Source organism: Kiritimatiellales bacterium, from assembly GCA_041656295.1.
Taxonomy (GTDB): Bacteria; Verrucomicrobiota; Kiritimatiellia; order Kiritimatiellales; family Tichowtungiaceae; genus Tichowtungia.
The window spans coordinates 75,593-93,553 of record JBBADV010000001.1; the positions used below are offsets into that span (position 1 = coordinate 75,593).

At 48.1% G+C, this 17,961-nt stretch carries 14 protein-coding genes and 1 pseudogene; 6 read left to right on the forward strand and 9 right to left on the reverse strand.

Annotation, left to right across the window (positions count from 1 at the left end; translation table 11 throughout):
• Positions 1–8: 8 nt before the first annotated feature.
• From WC959_00325 to WC959_00340, 4 genes are all read right to left on the reverse strand, one after another.
• The gene (locus WC959_00325; protein MFA5687591.1) at positions 9–3,110 is read right to left on the reverse strand and encodes a chondroitinase-B domain-containing protein; all 3,102 of its coding nucleotides are present in this window, start codon (positions 3,108–3,110) and stop codon (positions 9–11) included.
• Positions 3,046–3,666 (reverse strand): NAD(P)-dependent oxidoreductase, encoded by a 621-nt coding sequence (locus tag WC959_00330; GenBank protein ID MFA5687592.1) that lies wholly within the window; start codon positions 3,664–3,666, stop codon positions 3,046–3,048. Before WC959_00330 ends, WC959_00325 begins: the two co-directional genes overlap by 65 nt.
• A gap of 428 nt (positions 3,667–4,094) precedes the next feature.
• Positions 4,095–4,871, reverse strand: a complete 777-nt coding sequence (locus tag WC959_00335; protein ID MFA5687593.1) for a hypothetical protein — start codon at positions 4,869–4,871, stop codon at positions 4,095–4,097.
• Between the two features lie 183 nt (positions 4,872–5,054).
• Entirely contained in the window at positions 5,055–5,747 is a 693-nt protein-coding gene (locus tag WC959_00340; protein ID MFA5687594.1) for a hypothetical protein, read from the reverse strand.
• Between the two features lie 260 nt (positions 5,748–6,007).
• Here WC959_00340 and WC959_00345 point away from each other — a divergent pair, with 260 nt between their 5' ends.
• Both WC959_00345 and WC959_00350 read left to right on the forward strand, forming a co-directional pair.
• Positions 6,008–6,355, forward strand: a complete 348-nt coding sequence (locus tag WC959_00345) for a helix-turn-helix domain-containing protein (protein MFA5687595.1) — start codon at positions 6,008–6,010, stop codon at positions 6,353–6,355.
• A complete protein-coding gene (locus WC959_00350) occupies positions 6,246–7,028 on the forward strand; it encodes an IS30 family transposase (protein MFA5687596.1) in 783 nt (260 codons plus the stop codon). The genes WC959_00345 and WC959_00350 overlap by 110 nt, the downstream gene beginning before the upstream one ends.
• A 78-nt stretch (positions 7,029–7,106) precedes the next feature.
• Here the strand turns inward: WC959_00350 and WC959_00355 are convergent, their stop codons facing one another.
• Complete coding sequence (locus WC959_00355; GenBank protein MFA5687597.1) at positions 7,107–8,246, reverse strand: DNA-binding transcriptional regulator; 1,140 nt, start codon at positions 8,244–8,246, stop codon at positions 7,107–7,109.
• 459 nt (positions 8,247–8,705) lie between these two features.
• Here WC959_00355 and WC959_00360 point away from each other — a divergent pair, with 459 nt between their 5' ends.
• Positions 8,706–8,861, forward strand: a complete 156-nt coding sequence (locus tag WC959_00360; protein MFA5687598.1) for an RNA-binding S4 domain-containing protein — start codon at positions 8,706–8,708, stop codon at positions 8,859–8,861.
• 291 nt (positions 8,862–9,152) lie between these two features.
• On the opposite strand, the gene WC959_00365 is transcribed toward WC959_00360, so the two are convergent.
• From WC959_00365 to WC959_00380, 4 genes are read right to left on the reverse strand one after another with little or no spacing between them, the layout of a single operon-like run.
• The gene (locus tag WC959_00365) at positions 9,153–10,322 is read right to left on the reverse strand and encodes an acyl-CoA dehydrogenase family protein (protein ID MFA5687599.1); all 1,170 of its coding nucleotides are present in this window, start codon (positions 10,320–10,322) and stop codon (positions 9,153–9,155) included.
• A gap of 31 nt (positions 10,323–10,353) precedes the next feature.
• Entirely contained in the window at positions 10,354–11,274 is a 921-nt protein-coding gene (gene trxB / locus WC959_00370) for a thioredoxin-disulfide reductase (GenBank protein MFA5687600.1), read from the reverse strand.
• Between the two features lie 3 nt (positions 11,275–11,277).
• Entirely contained in the window at positions 11,278–12,270 is a 993-nt protein-coding gene (locus WC959_00375; GenBank protein ID MFA5687601.1) for an electron transfer flavoprotein subunit alpha/FixB family protein, read from the reverse strand.
• On the reverse strand, positions 12,267–13,052 hold the full coding sequence (locus tag WC959_00380; protein MFA5687602.1) for an electron transfer flavoprotein subunit beta/FixA family protein: 786 nt from the start codon (positions 13,050–13,052) through the stop codon (positions 12,267–12,269). Before WC959_00380 ends, WC959_00375 begins: the two co-directional genes overlap by 4 nt.
• Positions 13,053–13,202: 150 nt before the next feature.
• Here WC959_00380 and murA point away from each other — a divergent pair, with 150 nt between their 5' ends.
• The 3 genes and pseudogenes from murA to WC959_00395 all read left to right on the forward strand — a co-directional run bounded on the left by murA (position 13,203) and on the right by WC959_00395 (position 17,934).
• On the forward strand, positions 13,203–14,480 hold the full coding sequence (murA, locus tag WC959_00385) for a UDP-N-acetylglucosamine 1-carboxyvinyltransferase (GenBank protein ID MFA5687603.1): 1,278 nt from the start codon (positions 13,203–13,205) through the stop codon (positions 14,478–14,480).
• Between the two features lie 418 nt (positions 14,481–14,898).
• Positions 14,899–15,081, forward strand: a pseudogene (locus WC959_00390) (transposase).
• A gap of 228 nt (positions 15,082–15,309) precedes the next feature.
• Complete coding sequence (locus WC959_00395; protein ID MFA5687604.1) at positions 15,310–17,934, forward strand: Ig-like domain-containing protein; 2,625 nt, start codon at positions 15,310–15,312, stop codon at positions 17,932–17,934.
• The last annotated feature ends 27 nt before the right edge of the window (positions 17,935–17,961 follow it).

Consider the following 17,961-nt stretch of genomic DNA (forward strand, 5'->3'; position numbering starts at 1 on the left):
TTTTATGATTATTCAGAGATGCCTGATCCGCTTTTAAAAAGCGGGGTAATTGTTATTGTCATATTATCGAGACATAAAAGCCCTTTCCCTGTACCAACATATTCACCTTTTGTCCCTCGGATTTGAAGCGCTCCGTATTTTGCAGCGGCCCCTACAGGAATATCATAATGCCCGGATATCGTTTTCCAGCCCACGCACTCGTTTTTTCCGGAATTATTAAAACTGAATGTTTGTGCAATAATACTTCCATTAAGTTTGTCAATATTACGAAATGGGTCGCTATTTTTATAATTTACAAGAATCTCCCAGTCAGATGAGTCAAAATTCGGATCGTCACTTGTTCCGAGAATATCAAATGACCAGCTTATGCGGATTGGATAATTTTTATTATAGCCTCCGGCGGTCATATCCATATTTACAAAATAAATTCCAAGATTGGGCTGAGAAAAATTTGCTCCGCCATTTAGAAATAAAACTTTTTCGTGCCCGGCTCCTTTGTCCTGAATCAGTGCACGAGCATTTGAACCAACAAAAAATACAAGGTCATTCGATTTTGCATTCTGGGCAGCGTAAGATTCTTTCCTGGAATAGTTAAATTTTGGTCCTTTCTCAAAAATCACATCATTAACGGAGTGCGTATTAAAATCGAAAGAAATGCGACTCAAAATAGAAGTAATATTAAGCATCATACCAGATTGCTCCGGCATCTTTTTCAAATTCCATATCCGTAAATTCATCCATCGCCCAGAGCCGATCTGCCGAACATTTAACCGCCGGTCTCCGGGCATACAGCTTTCCCGACTGTACGTATCATCCCAGATCATAACCGGTTGAGTTACTCCCCTGGGATTTGCGCCCGAATTCGGAGCGGCTCGATTCATGTATACCGCAATACGAGCACCCCGACGAACGATTTGAATACGATACCATAAATTTTCTTCCGGATCGTCCCGGTTGATACGAATAAGCCCTGGCCAGGAATATACATAATTGGCGCGAACCAAACAGAGATCAGGATGTTCTGCAACCGGGTATTCAATACCGGATTTATAGAGGCGTATAACTCCGGACGGTTTGCCATCGTCGGCTGCACCGCCCCAAACTAAACGATATTCTCCTACCTCATCTGTTGATCCCGGGAATGTAACGGAGGCTTCACTTGAGAACGATTCTGGACGATAGTTAAATTCTAATACGAAATCCTCAGGCAGTATCTTATTCAATGCAAACTCTGCATTTTCTGCCCGGAGTTCCTGTTCAGTATTTTGCACAGCCCCGGATATGCTCCAGTTTGTCAATATACTGGCATCATGCGATGAAAAAATTTCCGTCCCCGTATAATCGGATAGCGTCCATGTTCGCATTTCTGGAATTTCCGGAAGAATATTTCCGGAATATTCTATTTCTGCGCCGATTTCATCTGCACCGATATCAGGGGCCTTGCCCTCAGGGCGCCGCCGTCCATGTCGATCGAGCTGTACCTCATTTAAAGAAAGAGCCGCGTCAACCGCCGGGCTGCCTGTTGACGGACGCATAAAAGGGAATGCGCCTTCCAGTTCAGGGTTTTTCAAAATCGGATCCGCCCCGCAAAAACCGACAGAGGCGATATCAGAAGCATATAACAGATTATTGCTTATTATAAAATTTTGAAAATAGTCATTTTTTATCAACGTCCCAAAACTGCTTACTATTATATTATTAACTATTTGATTTTCCGCTGGATACAAGTCCGCTGAATCCGGCGGCCTGCCAACGCCAATGCCTACAGGACAGTTGACAATGGTATTATTTGCTATCAAGCAGGTTTTTGACGGTATACCGTCTGAGTGTCCTCCCTGAAATACAACTCCCGCATTAAGGCAATCCATAATCAGATTATTTACAATTACGTGATTTTCATCAAACATGCGAAGCGCTTCTGTGCATCGAACAGCGATATTTCCTTCAAACCGGTTATTTTTTCCGCCGCGAAAAACAAATCCGCTCTCTCTGCAGTTTGCAAATACATTATACCGAACGATATTATCATGTGATTTCAACGAACAGATTTCATTATCCGCTGAAGCATTATCAAAAAGATTAAATTCCATCACCGCGCGCGGGGAACCGCTGTACGGACGGTGCTGACCTATTTGAATATTTTCCTGCCCGTTGCGCCATATCCTGAAAATATCCCGAAATACATTATGATCCAGTTGCGGCTGCTGCGGAGCGGTTTCTGGCACTTCACTCGGAATAAATACCTTCAGACTCATGCCTTTTGATCCCGTAAAATAGCAATGATCTACTCTGGAAAAATCAGACCCCGGATCTAGTCTCATTACTGAGAGAAATGTATTCGTAAGCGGCCCGCAGAAAAAAAACTGACATTGTGTAATCCGATTATAACGTCCGGAGCCAAGGATCAATGCATCCTCATGGGTTTGATCAAAAATAAATTCGCGGATTTCTATATAGCTGCCCGTAACTGTAAAACCGGAGTGTCCACTGAATATAACGCCGCCCGGAGTTTCAGGACGAATAACAATCGGTTTCCCTGCAGCACCAGATCCGGATAGCGTCAGATTCCAGTCCACATAGATTCCGTTACGAATAATAACTTCATCTCCCGGAACTGCTACCGCAAGGGCACGCTGTAATGCATCTGGTGCTGAAACAGCATCCGGCAACACCGGATGCTGCTTTTCGGAAATATCATCGCTGCCGGAAGTCAGCTCGACCTGGATTTTTCCCGGCGGAAGAGTCACTGAAATCAGGTCTTTGTTCCGGCGGATAAACGTTACCGGCAGGCCGTTTGCAGTGATAGACTCCACTCCTGGATAAAAAATCAATATCTCGTCACCGGAAGATTCAATAACCCCTGTGGCATCATTGATATAAGCGAGCTTTTCTGCATTCGTAATAAATGGAGCATTATATCCAAATGCTACATAGCAACATAATGTTATAAATGCGGAAATTCTTATCATTATGCATTTTTTTCTCATAAACTCGTCCTTTTCTACGCCGATACTTCTTTCAGCAGCGGCACTTTTATACAACGCATTATAATTGATGGTCTTCGACCTGATACAATAGAGGTTCACCGCAGGAATACCGGAGAAATTCATCAATCATGTAATCAGCCATTCGTGTCAATTCTGTACCTTTTGACCCGGCAATATGGGCACTCAGGCGAATATTTGGCAGCCGATATAACTCTGATCCATCGTCTGGCGGTTCCGGGTATTGAACATCTAAAAGCGCTGTCAAATCCGGACGGGACTTCATCACTTCTACAAGCTCCGCCTCATTAACCTGCCGTCCTCTACCGACATTAATAAAAACTGCACTATCGGGCATACGCTGAAAAAGATCTTTTCCAAAAACTCCGGAATTATCATCACGATCAGGAAAAAGGTTGACGAGTGCGAATGAGCTTGCAAACGCTTCTTCTAGAGAGATCGTACGGAGTTTTGCCCGCGCCGGAATCACGACAACCTCTAAATCATGGCATGCGAGAAATTTTTGCAGCAAATTTGAAATACTTCCGTTCCCCAGAATTGAAACGCGTCTGCCGTAATTTCCAAGCCCTCGAAAACTGTTCTTCTGACATGTATGAAACGAGTCTGTGCATTCCCTGCTGTTTCTGAAATAGCCGGCACCCGCAAGAATGACTTGTGCCAAGGCAAATTCTGCGACCGGAACCGCGTTCGCCTTAACTGCACTGCAAACAACTATTCCATTGTGAAGAAACGGTTTCCGGAAATATTTTGTCGCACCGGCTGCGTAGAGCACGGCCTTCAGCTTTTTCAGCTTTTTTACCTGAGCATCTGTGAGGCGGGGCATTCCCCATGTAGAAAATATAACTTCAATATCGCTCAGTCTGTCCGCATGTTGTTCAAAATTCTGCCCGGTAATGCGTTCAGGATAGAGGTTTGAAATTTCAGCCAGTTTTTCACAACGTCCGGCGCAAAAAACTTCGCCAAAAATATCTCCGGACATTGCGCCATGATTGTCTCCGCAGAAAATTGCAGCCTTTATTCGCTGTATCATGTTTTTATATGAAAATAAAAAATATGGGAGCTGTTTTTAACAGCTCCCTGTTAATTGAATCAGTTATTTTTAAAACGCTGGAAAAGAATGAAAAATCCATATCCAGCTCCAATTAAAAATAACTGGATCGACCCCGGCTCCGGAACCGGCGAAATATCGATCCGGATATTATCAATCGCGAACATTCCATCTCCGCTGGCGATATATCCGGAACTCTGGGGACGAACTTTTAACATCCCAAACTCGGATCCTTCGCCAACAGCGATGGCATACTGTCCCGTAACTGTCGTCCAACTGACATTACTTATATTTGTCATTAACCGCCCGGCATTTTCGACATCAAATGTATTAATCACCGTATATCCACCGCCGCCGTCGGTTGCTAAATCATAATTTGCAATCGTGTTAGCGCTATTAATTTCAACCGTCCACCCCGTATTAACAAAATACTCGCTGGAACTGGCTCCGATAATATCAAATGAATATGAAACTAGAACTTCCCGAGATGTGTTCGCTCCGCCTGCGGTCATATCCAGATTTGCAAAATAAATCCCTCGACTCGCTTCGTTATAATTAACGGCACCGGTGCAATACAGTACGTTTAACGCTCCAGGAACATCAAAACGGTATTTTGTACTCGTTGATCCCGTCATAAATCCAAGCGTATTGTTCGCGGCTAAAGAACCGTTCCATTGAGCTTTTCTATTGTAATCCACCTTCCCCCAGTTTTCGATTGCCGTTGTGTCATCATTGAAATTGATATTCATGACGACATCACCCATTCCAATTCCGATACACAAGAAAATGCCAACTATTAATAATGATATTTTCCTCATCCTCTCATCCTCCTTCTCTGATTAACTTCCTCTCTTTTCACAGCAGATCCTCCTTGCTGTTAACCTATGTTAAGCTAAGCTAGTCTTTGTAGAATTAAAAATTATATTTTACGCATAATAATCATAGAATTTGCGCGAAATTATATCTCAAAAATTCCTTTGATTTACGATTGCCCGAAATATTTATTTTGGAGAGATGTCTACAACAATATTGTCAATTGCAAATGCCCCCGCACCGCTTTCTATATATTTTAAACTGTTCGGGCGGACTTTAATCATGCCAAGCGCCGAGCCTTTTCCAACCGCAATATCGTAATGTCCGGTTACAGTTGTCCATTTTACTTTATTTAAATTTGCCAGCATTTTTCCGGCATTTTCAACATTGAATTTCTGAACAACTTTATATCCATCGCCGCCGTGATCCATTAAATCATACGCTTCAATTTTATTCGTGCTGTTGATTTCAACTACCCAGTCTCTTCCGGTAAAATTCGCACTGGAGCTGGCGCCTACAATATCGAACGACCAGCTTACCCGGACAATTTTTGTTTCGTTCGCACCGCCAGCTGTCATATCTAAATTAGCGAAGTAGATCCCGCGGTTTTTATTCGAACCAAAGTCAACGCCACCAGTCGCATACAACACGCCTGGCTTTACGGTAAAACGGTATTTAGCAGACGAGGAGCCGATCATGATACCAAGTGAGTTTTTCCCGGCCAGACTTCCGTCCCACTTCGCTTTCCGTGCATAATCAAGCTTCGGAATATCATTAATATCATTTTTTTGATCATCAAAATTTATATTTATAACCTCTACGCAAAAACCCGGCACTATGCATATAAAGATTTGCAGCAACAGAACAAACAGCTTATTCATCTTTAACTCTCCTTGAATATAATAATGACTTACAACGTCATAGATGATGACGTTAACGGCGGGAATTTCGCAAATCCTATTTTGCGCAAAATTAATAGATAATTAGCGAAATATAAACAGTTGAAAAAATTAACTTTAATTAATCAACCTAACGATGCTGGGGTAGATTGTAAAAGCAAGTGTCCGGTTGGAGGTGTAGAAATTCCATGCCGGGATGAACCTTTCTTCATTCAACGAAAACAAAGGAAAGGAACACCGGCATGGAACAGTCAGACCGTAGCATACCTCACCCGCGCAAAGGAAAACATTTGAACCAGGAAGAACGCATTCAGATTGAAGTGCTGTTGCGCGGCGGAGCGACAGCGCTTCATGTTGCGAAGCTGTTGGGACGTTCAGAACGCACCATCCGGCGGGAGCGTCAGCGCGGCTGGCTGACCTGTCGTACCGGACGCGATTCTGCCGAAGAGCGTTATAATGCGGTGCGGGGGCAGACGGTATATGAACGGCGACGCAGAAAACCGGCGTCCGCAGCTGGCGGCGTTTCTGGTGGAGCAGATTACGGTGAAACGTTGTTCTCCGGCAGTGGCGGCATACCGGATGAAAGATGAGCCCTATGCGGTCTGTATGAAGACGATCTATAACCTGATGGATCACGGCAGGGTTCCCGGGGTGAGCCATGAGTCGTTGTGGGAAAAGAGGCGGCGCAAGCGCCGGTATCGTCCGGTGCAGCGCATCCGCAAGCGCGCGGTGACTCCGGGGCACAGTATTACGGACCGGCCGCCGGCGGTTGAAACCCGGACTGAGTTCGGTCATTGGGAGATCGACCTGATCGTCAGCGGGAAAGGCGCACTGCTTTCATTAACCGAACGCAAAACCCGGCGGTTGATCCTGCGTAAACTGAGAACCCGGAGTCAGGCGGCGGTGATTGGTGTACTCAATGACATCGGGCGACAGACGGGGGCTGAGGCGTTCCGGTGTATCTTTAAAAGCATCACTTCGGACAACGGAGGAGAACTGCTTGATTATGCCGGAATGGAACGTTCCGTCGTTACCGGAAAGCGGACGCATCGGTATTACGCCCATCCGTACAGTGCGTGGGAACGCGGCGGCAATGAGAACACCAACCGGTTCATCCGGCGGTTTATTCCCAAAGGGAGAAGGCTGGGACGCATCAGCAGAAAACTGCTTCACGAAATCGAAACATGGATTAACACCTATCCACGTAAGATCCTGAATTTTGAGACAGCGGAAGAACGGTTCAACCAGGAAATCGCGGCATGAATCAAAAAGCTCCAACCGGACACTTACTTTTACAATCTACCACCTAACGATGCTGGCAGATCTCCGCAGGATATTGTTTTATGCTTTGCCTGCTTCCTGATATTCTCTTGCAGTCATACCTTCAAGTTTTCGAAATGCATCATCCAGTTGAAGCTGGGTTTTAAAACCACTCTCCACAGCAATGCGTCCGATCGGCCATTCGGTTGTATGCAGTAATTTTTTCGCCCGGGCAACGTGAACCCGCCGGATTTCATGATAAATCCCCCAACCGAGCTCCTCTTTAAATTTTAATTCCAGCCAGCGCCGTGATGCCGGAACAATATCAAGGATATTACTTACATCAATAAATTCATGGTCGTGCCGGCGTATAAATCGCAACGCACGGGCGACCTCCGGATAGTTCGACCGAGTGGTATCCGTTGAACTTCGTGGGAAAACCCGTCCGGGGGAAATCAGCAGTTTTTCATTGTTTAAAACGGTTCCATTCATTAAGGCATCAAGCAATTGAGCTGCGGAAAACCCGATCTGCTTTGCAGAAGAATCAATACTTGTCATTGATGGCTGTGTTAACTGGCAGTACATACTGTCGTTATCAACCCCAACCACCGCAACATCTTCCGGTGCGCGCAATCCCATTAAACGACAGGCCTCTAACACTGCAAATCCAACGCGATCATTTGATGCCATAATACCAACCGGAAGCGACACAGATTTAAGCAGTTTTTTCAATCGGTTTGGGTTGATCACTTCACGGGGAATTCCAGGCTCTAAAAAATTTCCTGTTTCAAAAAACAGCGGGATGCAATGCCCGCCGTTTCGTTCAATAGTTGTAGAAAATCCTTCAAACCGCTGCCGAACATGCCACAGCTCCGCCGGTCCGATAAACGCAAAATTATCCAGTTTGCACGAAATCAGATGCTCTGCTGCCATCATTCCGATTTTCTGATTATCCAGCATTACCGACGAACACTGATCTGCAAGATTGGTACTGGCGGTATTTACAAACGGAATTTTTAACGCTTGTACCAGTCTGGCACTCTCCTCAGTATAAATTTCACCGATAATTCCATCTCCCGTCCATTCTTCTAAATCTTTTGCTGAAACAAACGGCTGTGCCAGTTTATTTCTGTGAATCTCCCAATCACAGCGCCGGCTGTAGAAATCAATAATTCCCTGCACTTTCTGCCGTCCATAAGCATATTCCTGAACACCTATCATCAACGCCACTTTCCGCAGCTGTAGTAGCTCACTTTTCCTTTTTCGCCCCATAAAATTCCATCTCCGGACAAACTGGTCAAAAAATATTGCGTATTTAAGCCTGTAATTTACGAAAAAACATATAACACTGCTTTCTTTTAAAACTCAATAACAATAAAAATATGAAACGCGATATTGAATAGACTGAACGGCGGGATAATGGTGCGAAACGGACGGTGCGGATTCATATTTACGCCGGGGAAATCGAGTGATAGCGGCTGGACGAAAAACTGTGGGCTTATGATACGCCGGCAGCAGCAGACTGGAAGGCGCCGGATAATAAAATTAATGCACTGTACCGGCGCCGGCGCGCAGAATGGAAAAAATCAGTCCGCAGATAAACGCAGAATCACGCAAGATAAAAAATTCAAAATTCTTCGTTTATTTGCGCTATCTGCGGATTAAAATAAATATTAAGATATGAATGAATTTTGCATTACCGGTAAATACATCGAATTAAGCTGCCGGTTAAAAGCTGCGAAGCTTTGCAATACCGGCGGCGAGGCAAAAAGTGCTATCGGCAAGGGCTGGTTTCAATCGACACCGAAACAAAAACGCGGCTGCGCCGGTAATTAATCCGCATTGATATTTCTTCCCGTCAATGATCTTGTAGAAATCCGAACTGTATTCGGCTTCCTCGCCGCCTTTGCACTGGGAAAACAGGTTTAGGGCATTTTCCGCTTAATTTGCCGCATCGCGTAGAGCAGACACTCCTGTCTGCTCATTTCCCATGAAAAAAGGGCAGACAAGAATGTCTGCCCCACGTTTTATTGGTGCTCGCCGGCGCGAGCGCCATATCGTTGAAATGACAAATTAAACAAAAACCCCGAAGCACTGCTTCGGGGCGTTCACTTTCAGCTGTTTTTATCACCGGTTTTTGGAGGCGTACTCTTTGATCAGAGCGGCGCCGACGATGTCGCGCTGAATCTGATTGGTTCCTTCGTAGATTTGCAGAATTTTTGCATCGCGCATCATTTTCTCGACCGGATATTCTTTCATGAAACCGTAGCCGCCGAGCACCTGAACGGCGTCGGTCGTAACAGACATAGCGACGTCGCCGGCGTAGTATTTGCACATTGCTGAAACTTTGGAAACGTCTTTGGTTCCGCCGTCGATGGTACGGCAGGCGGCGTAAGTGATCGCGCGGGCAGTTTCAACTTTCGTTGCCATATCGGCGAGCATCCACTGCAGCCCCTGATTCGCGATAATCGGTTTGCCGAACTGATGACGCACGCGGGCGTAGTTCACCGCTTCATCAAGCGCACCCTGCGCCAGCCCGACGCCCTGCGATGCAATTCCCGGCCGGGAAATATCGAATGTTTTCATTGCGAGCAGGAAGCCGGCGCCTTCACGGCCGATCAGGTTTTCCGCCGGCACTTCGCAGTCCTGAAAAATCAGTTCCCGCGTGGCGGAAGCGCGGATGCCGAGCTTATCCTCTTTTTTACCGAACGTAAATCCGGGCGTATCTTTTTCAACAATAAAACAGGAGACGCCGCGCGCGCCCTTGTCTTTATTGGTAACGGCAAAAATCGTATAGATATCGGCTTCGCCGCCGTTGGTGATCCACTGTTTTGTTCCGTTGAGCACATATTTATCGCCTTTTTTTACGGCGGTGGTGGCAATGCCGCCGGCATCGGAACCGGCGTTCGGCTCAGTCAGTCCAAACGCCGCCCATTTTTCACCGCTGGCGAGCGGCGACAGATATTTCTTTTTCTGTTCTTCGGAACCGCCGATGATGATCGGGTCGGCGCCGAGCGCGTTGGCGGCAAAAGAGACGGAAACGCCGATACAATATTTACTGAGCGTTTCAATCGCGACACAGAAACCGAGATGGCCGAACTGCATGCCGCCGTAGGCTTCGTCGATATAAAGCCCCATCATGTCCATCCGGCCGAGCTCCTGTAAAAGCTCTGCCGGAAATATCCCTTGTTCGTCCAGTTCGGCGCGCACAGGAATAATGCGTTCACGGCCGAATTCGTCCAGCATATCGCGGACTTCAAGCTGTTCTTCTGTTAATCCATAATTGATCTCTGACATGATGCTTTCTCCTCTGTTGGTTAAATCGTTTCTATTCCAAACCGCTTAAATACCGCTCCGCTTCAATCGCCGCCATACAGCCGTGTCCGGCGGCCACCACCGCCTGCCGGTAGACCGGATCGGCGACGTCACCGGCAGCGTACACACCTTGAATTTTTGTTTTCACCCCGTCGGTCAGCAAATATCCTGCCGCACCGGTTTCAAGCTGATCTTTAAACACCTCTACATTCGGATGGTGTCCGATTGCCACAAACAGGCCCCGCACCGGCAGAGTTGCAATCTCATTTGTTTTTACGTTACGAACTTTTAGCCCGGTAACTTCATGGCTGTCCACGCCGAGGACTTCTTCGACCACCGTGTTCCACAGCACTTCAATTTTTTTATGTGCCAGCACACGCTCCACCATAATTTTCGACCCGCGAAACTGATCGCGCCGGTGAATCAGCGTTACTTTTGACGCGAAGCGTGTGAGAAAATGCGCCTCTTCCAGCGCCGTATCGCCGCCGCCAACCACCGCCACATGCATATCGCGATAAAACGCGCCGTCGCATGTGGCACAGCCGGAAACGCCGCGCCCTAACAGTTTCTGTTCCGACTCGATCCCGAGATATTTGGCGGACGCGCCGGTGGCTATAATCACGCAGCGCGCCTGAATAATATCGCCGCCGCTTAATTCCACTGTTTTCGGATCAGATATTAAATCGGCTTTAACCACCGTTTCCGACCGAAAATGCGCCCCGAACTTTTCCGCCTGCCGCCGCATGTGCAGCATCAGTTCGGCACCGGAAATTCCATCCGGGAAGCCCGGAAAATTTTCAACGTCCGGTGTGGCTGTAAGCTGCCCGCCGGGCTGCATGCCTTCCACAACCGCCGGCGCAAGATTCGCACGCGCCGCATAGATTGCGGCGGTGTATCCCGCCGGGCCCGTTCCGATAATTACAAGCTGTTCCATTCTCTAATTCTTATACGCGTTAATCTGCTTTGTAAGTTCCGGCACGATTTCGTGCACGTCACCCACGAGACCGAAATCGGCGACATCAAAAATCGGCGCGTCAATGTCTTTATTAACCGCGATAATTAAGTCCGCGCTTTGCATTCCGGCGAGATGCTGGATGGCGCCGGAAATTCCGCAGGCAATATAAACCATCGGACAGACGGTTTTGCCGGTTTGCCCAACCTGATGATGGTGCGAAATCCAGCCGGCGTCCACCGTTGCGCGCGAAGCGCCAACCGCACCGCCGAGCGCACCGGCGAGCTCTTCAATAATTTTAAAGTTTTCCGGTTTGCCGATACCGCGTCCGCCGGAAACAATGTAATCGGCGGCTTTCAGGTCAATCGTGTTCACCTCTTCCACCACGCTCTCGATGCGCTTCATGCGCTCTTTGACGCCGGAGAGATCGACCGCAACATTTACCACTTCCCCGCGTTCGTCTTCCCCGGTTTTCTCTTTTTTGAAAACGTTGGAACGCACCGTCGCCATTTGCGGGCGGTGATCGGGACAGATAATCGTTGCCATAATATTTCCGCCGAACGCCGGACGCGTTTGCAGCAGGATCATCCGCTCAACATCAAAATCGAGTTCAGTACAATCCGCCGTCAACCCTGCCCAGCCCATCACCGCCACCGTCGGCGCCAGACTGCGGCCGATGGTGGTCGCGCCGTACAGCACGATTTCCGGTTTTTCTTTCTCGATCAGTTCGTGAATCACCTTCGCGAAATAATCGTTCTGATAGGTTTCCAGTTTCGGATCTTCCAGATTATAGATTTTTTTCGCGCCGTAATTAAACAGCTCCTGATGCAGCGGCGCACCGGCGGCGGACGGCAGCACGGCGCACAGTGTGTAGCCTGATTTTTCGGCGAGCATCCGGCCGCGCGTCAGCAGTTCATAGACAACTCCGGCAACGTGACCGTTCTCCTGTTCAGCAAAAATCCAGATTTCCTTACTCACAGCACTTTCCTTTCGCGCAGTTTAAAGATGAGCTCCTTGACCATTTCCCGCGGTTCGCCGGAGAGAATTTCTTTATTCACTTTTACCGGCGGAGCAAAAACCTTATTCACTTTGGTCGGCGAACCGCTCAAGCCGATCCGGCTTTCGTCAGGCTGCAGCTCAGCCGCGCCCCACGTTGGAATTTCCGCTTTCTTCGCCGCCATCTTTTTCTTCAGCGACGGCATACGCAGTTCGTTCGCTTCTTTAACCACTGTCAGCGCTGCCGGCGTTTCAATTTCCCAAACGTTGTAGCCCTGATCGGTTACCTGCTGAACGCGATAGCCGCCGTCAATCACCTCGCACGACTTCGCATAGGTAATCATCGGCACGCCGCAGAAATGCGCGACGCCTGGCCCGACCTGCGCTGTATCGCCGTCGACCGCCTGTTTGCCGAACAGCATCAGATCCACCGGTTCGTTCAGTTTTTTCAGTGCGAGAGAAATCGTATAGGACGTTGCCCAGGTATCGGCACCGCCGAATTTCCGGTCCGAAAGCAGAATCGCCTCATCGGCGCCGTGCGAAAGCGCCGTACGCAGTGCCTCTTCTGCTTGAGGCGGACCCATTGAAATCACCGTAATTTTTCCACCGTGTTTGTCCTTCAACTGCAGCGCCATCTCGAGTGCATTCTCGTCGAACGGATTAATAATACTGGGCACCCCGGCGCGGTTCAAACGGTTCGTCTCGCGATCAATCGTCACCTTATCCGAATCAGGCACCTGCTTGATACAGACTACAATATGCATACGCTTCCTTTCAAAATTAGATAAAGAGAAGTTGTTTATAGAAGAAAAACACGATTCACCTCAAGCCGAAACACCCGATTTCCCGGCTGCTGCGAAATAATTTTTGACTTTCGGGTTTAGAATTTCAAAATTCACAGTATCCTGAGAGGCATGGCAAAATTTATTATCACCGGCGGAAACACAATCAGCGGGAAATTTTCCCCGCACGGCAATAAAAATGCGGTACTGCCGATGCTCGCGGCCTGTACGCTCACCGATCAACCGGTGACGCTCCGCAACGTGCCGGATATTCAGGACGTGCGCGTGATGCTTGAACTGCTGCAAACGCTCGGCGTCGGCGTCGAACAAAACTCCGGCGTCGTCACGCTCTGCGCGGCCGGATTGAAAACCACGGATCTCAACGAAGAACTGTGCCGGCGCGTCCGCGCTTCCATTCTGCTCGCCGGCCCGCTCGCCGCACGTCACGGTTCCGCCATCGTGCATTCACCCGGCGGCGACGTCATCGGCCGCCGGCGTTTAGATACACACTTTTACGGACTGCGCGCGCTCGGCATTGACATCAGCAGCACCGCTCCGTTCCGCTTTACGCGCAAAAAACTTGCCGGCGCCGATCTGATTCTCGACGAAGCCAGCGTCACCGCCACCGAAAACATTCTGATGGCCGCCACGCTCGCCGCCGGCGAAACATCCATTTTCAATGCCGCTTGCGAACCGCACGTTCAGGACCTTGCACACCTGCTCGTCAAAATGGGCGCCGGGATCACCGGCATCGGAACTAACCGGCTGCATGTACGCGGCGTAAAACAGCTCGCCGGCGCCGATTATACTGTGCAATCCGACTACATTGAAACCGGCAGCTTCATCGCCGCCGCCGCCGCTACCGGCGGCGCACTCGAAATCAGCAATCCCGGCGACGCCGTTACGCTCAACGTACTTTCCAAAGGCTTCGCCAAACTCGGAGTACTGTGGAGACTGGAAAACAACACTCTGATTCAGGCGCCGGCGGAAAACCGGTGCATCGTGCCGGACATCGGGCATTTTACACCGAAAATTGAAGACGGCATCTGGCCGGCGTTTCCATCCGACCTCATGAGCGTGATGATCGTGCTTGCAACGCAGACGCAGGGACAAATGCTGTTTTTTGAAAAGCTGTTTGAAAGCCGGATGTACTTCGTCGACAACCTGATGGCAATGGGCGCGAACATTATTCAGTGCGATCCGCACCGCGTTGTTGTCAGCGGATTTTCAAAGCTGCGCAGCGCACGGCTCACCAGCCCCGATATCCGCGCCGGCATGGCGATGGTCATCGCCGCCTGCTGCGCCGCCGGTACCAGCGTGATCGATCACGCTCAAATGATCGACCGCGGCTACGAATCTCTCGATCTCCGCCTGCGCGAACTCGGTGTGGATATTGCGCGGGAAGATTAATGGTTTAAAATTCATTTGTTTAGTGGATTATTTTTGGGTTTATAATTGTGCTTACTAAGGTTATTATTTTGTCATTATAAGACTTAATTTTAGAACAGTGAACCACTCCACGGGCTGAAGCCCGTGGCTTCTGGTCTTTTGCATAATAGCTCCGTCCTGCTATAGCAGTCCGGAGTATGGGTACCATTCATCCCCAGTCTTAAAAGACCGGGGTTTTCTGGCTACGGGTTATAAATACGTTATTAGAATGATCTTTTAATGTCACAACGCGAAACAGGGGGTCCAAAGTAAAATATCCCTCTTCAAAGGCTTTATCATACGCCAGGGCATGTCGTCATAAGGTACGGCTGATAAAACAGATGGTTGCAGTAAAACCGGCGCATGGAAAAATTTTCTTCCTTCACATCGGCGACATGATATTTCAGATAAAACCTATGGGGGCCGCTTTGAACCGCTACTGCCCAGCAGAGCCGGCAGTTGGGGAGGTAATGCCCATGATAACCGGCGGTTTATCAACGCTGTTTTCTGGATTTTGCACACCGGTGCGCCGTGGCGGGATCTGCCGCCGGATTACGGGGACTGGAAGAATACGCATCGCAGATGCCTGCTGCTCGCGAAGATATTTCTAACCATCTGACTTCTGTCAAATCCGTATTTGGACTGTGGCGATAAGTTTATTTACATTAGTATGCGAAGTTGAAAAGTGTTCAGAAACAAACGAATTTTAATCAGAACAGTCTCGCTCGCCGCTTGTCAAAGCATAAGAAAAATTATATTTTATCTCAAACGTTTGAATTTATTTTCAGTCATTTAAAACGAACAGGTATTTATGAAAAACATTACCAGTGCGATCCGGATGACGCTGCTCTTCGCTGCGACAATACATATTCACGCCGAAGAGAGTATATTAAATGTCTGGACGCCGCCACCGGGAACAGCATCAAACAATACATTTTCTGTCTCTGTCCGGAAATCCGGCGATGCGAGCTGGACGGATTTGTTTGTTTACAACGTGAAAACCGGAATTCAGAGCGGCACACAAAAAGACTCATCGATGGTTTGTTTTGATTTTTCCGGCAGCGTAGAGATGAAGGTTACTTATAATGGATTAATTCTCTCAACTAACGAAATCCGTCCGTTGTCGTATGGAATTTCTACTGAAAAAAACGGTAAAACTCTGTCTTTTACGATGACTCAAACGCCGGATTCTCCGCGCAAACTGGTTTTGCGTGTGAATGACAGTTGGGATACCGGCGTTTTACATATTCTGACAAACCCGCCGGAAACAGATGCGCCGTCTGTTAACGATTCAAACGTTTATCTGATCAATCCCGGCGACCCGGTTCCACAGGCATTGCCGGAGGGAAAAGACACCTATTATTTTCAGCCGGGGAACCACACACTGCCGAGAGGATTATGGGTGGATGTGGATCTGAAAGCCGTTCATCCAGTTGACGGAATTGCGCTGGTTCAAGGAGCATTCGGAGGAGTGAATCTTCCGAACCGTTTTCAGGTTGAAGCTAAGCAGCAGAAAACAGATTCGTATGCTTTGGTTTATGATGGAACCGGAAACACCGTTACCGGAACTGTGTCCGTATCCTTTCCACCAGTCGATGCGCGTTTTGTACGGCTGACGTTACTGGGAAATAACGTGCCGGATTATTATACGTTTGCGTCGATGATTTCTGAATTTCAGGTTTTTGCAGGATCATCAGCAAATCTGGCGTTGAAAAATGCGATTGACGGCGGACTGCCGACCTACGCGAATGCGGTCGACGGAAAACCCGGTACAAGATATACGACGACGACGAAACATAATAATATGCATGTCGGCGAATCGTTCTTTCTCGGGAAAGACCATACAATCGTTTATATCGCACCGGGAGCCGTCGTTTACGGAGCGATCATTTCAGATACGGTCAACAATCTGACGATTCGCGGACGCGGAATTCTGGACGGAAGCAGGTTGAATTATTCCTATACATCGGGGCGCGAGGAAGGGAAAACCGGTTTGATCTGGCTGCTTTCCGGTACAGACAACCGGGTGGAAGGTATTACGCTGCTGGAGTCTCCCATGTGGGCGGTTACAATGAACTATTCAACCCGGCCAATTGTAAAAAACATTAATTTTATGGGAAGCTGCGTGAATGCCGACGGAATCCATCTGACCGGATGTACATCCGGATTGGTATCCGGAGTATTTCTTCGCGCGCCGGATGATCTGTTTGTGATGTATCATTATACCCCCGGCTCAGGGAACACATTTGAAAACAGCGTTCTGTGGAGCGATAATGCGCATGTTGTGCTTTTGGGACTGACCGGAAACGGCACTCAGCCGATTTCAGATATTACATTTAAGAATCTGGATATTCTGCATCAGCAGTATGTCGTTGATGTGAATAAATTCAATGGATGTTTTAAGCTGTGGGCGAATGGCAACAACACAATTTCAAATATTGCTTTTCATGATATTCAAATTGACCCGTTTCGTACTGCGTCAAATTCCGGCGTATTTCAATTCCGCTGCGACGAACGGAATGCAGGTGAAGGCAACGGGAAAATACGAAACATCACCCTGTCGGATATTACATATCGAGGAACCGGCGAACGGGCATCACTGCTGAAAGGAGTTGATAACACATATAATATTGATGGAGTTTATTTCTACAATTATTCCCGCAATGGCACAACTGTAACCAATTCTTCATCCGGAAACATCAGTACTCTGATCTATGCAACTAATATTTTTTATTACCGGACGAACACCGTTCCCGATATCACTCTGACCTCGCCGGAACCGGCCGCCAAACTTTTTGTGCCGGTGCAAATCAGTATACAGGCGGATGTTTCGGACATAGACGGACAGATTTCCCGTGTAGATTTTTACAGCAACAATCTGAAAATTGGAAGCGCAGCGGTAACCCCGTGGATATTGGCGTGGAACAACGTGCCCGCTGGAATCTACAATCTGACAGCAGTTGCCACAGATAACGCCGGCGGATGCAATACATCAACCGTTGTGCAGGTTACAGTCTGGCAGCCGCAGACTTTTGAATCCTGGGCAGCAGAGTATGGCGTGCCGGTTTTCGGCGGCGGAATAAACGACAGCGATCAAGATGGATATTCCGATTTGCTGGAATATGCTTTAGGCAGCGCTCCGATGAATCCATCGGACCACGCGGCGCTCTGTATACAACAACCGTCCGGCGACGCGTTTCACGTTCAGTTTAACCATAATTTGCTGGCGACCGACATTACTCTCAACGTGGAGTTTTCAACATCACTGCTCTTAAATGATTGGCAGAGCATCAAATCCAATGTGTTTGGAACCGGCTGGACCGGTGATGCACCGTATTACACATTGCCAAACGAATCCGGAATAGAAACCGTCTTCATAGAAGTGCCCATTACAAATGTACACGCCGGTTTCATCAGACTTCGGGTCATAAAGTGAACCGATTCCGGCGGAATGTTTTTATTT

Excerpts from the sequence above, each read along its gene's own strand:
- WC959_00345 (MFA5687595.1), top strand. The coding sequence starts at position 6,008 with ATGGAACAGTCAGACCGTAGCATACCTCACCCGCGCAAAGGAAAACAT.
- WC959_00395 (MFA5687604.1), top strand. The coding sequence starts at position 15,310 with ATGAAAAACATTACCAGTGCGATCCGGATGACGCTGCTCTTCGCTGCG.
- trxB (MFA5687600.1), bottom strand. The coding sequence starts at position 11,274 with ATGGAACAGCTTGTAATTATCGGAACGGGCCCGGCGGGATACACCGCC.
- WC959_00365 (MFA5687599.1), bottom strand. The coding sequence starts at position 10,322 with ATGTCAGAGATCAATTATGGATTAACAGAAGAACAGCTTGAAGTCCGC.
- WC959_00350 (MFA5687596.1), top strand. The coding sequence starts at position 6,246 with ATGAACGGCGACGCAGAAAACCGGCGTCCGCAGCTGGCGGCGTTTCTG.
- WC959_00355 (MFA5687597.1), bottom strand. The coding sequence starts at position 8,246 with ATGATAGGTGTTCAGGAATATGCTTATGGACGGCAGAAAGTGCAGGGA.
- WC959_00335 (MFA5687593.1), bottom strand. The coding sequence starts at position 4,871 with ATGAGGAAAATATCATTATTAATAGTTGGCATTTTCTTGTGTATCGGA.
- WC959_00380 (MFA5687602.1), bottom strand. The coding sequence starts at position 13,052 with ATGCATATTGTAGTCTGTATCAAGCAGGTGCCTGATTCGGATAAGGTG.
- WC959_00340 (MFA5687594.1), bottom strand. The coding sequence starts at position 5,747 with ATGAATAAGCTGTTTGTTCTGTTGCTGCAAATCTTTATATGCATAGTG.
- murA (MFA5687603.1), top strand. The coding sequence starts at position 13,203 with ATGGCAAAATTTATTATCACCGGCGGAAACACAATCAGCGGGAAATTT.
- WC959_00360 (MFA5687598.1), top strand. The coding sequence starts at position 8,706 with ATGAATGAATTTTGCATTACCGGTAAATACATCGAATTAAGCTGCCGG.
- WC959_00325 (MFA5687591.1), bottom strand. The coding sequence starts at position 3,110 with ATGAATTTCTCCGGTATTCCTGCGGTGAACCTCTATTGTATCAGGTCG.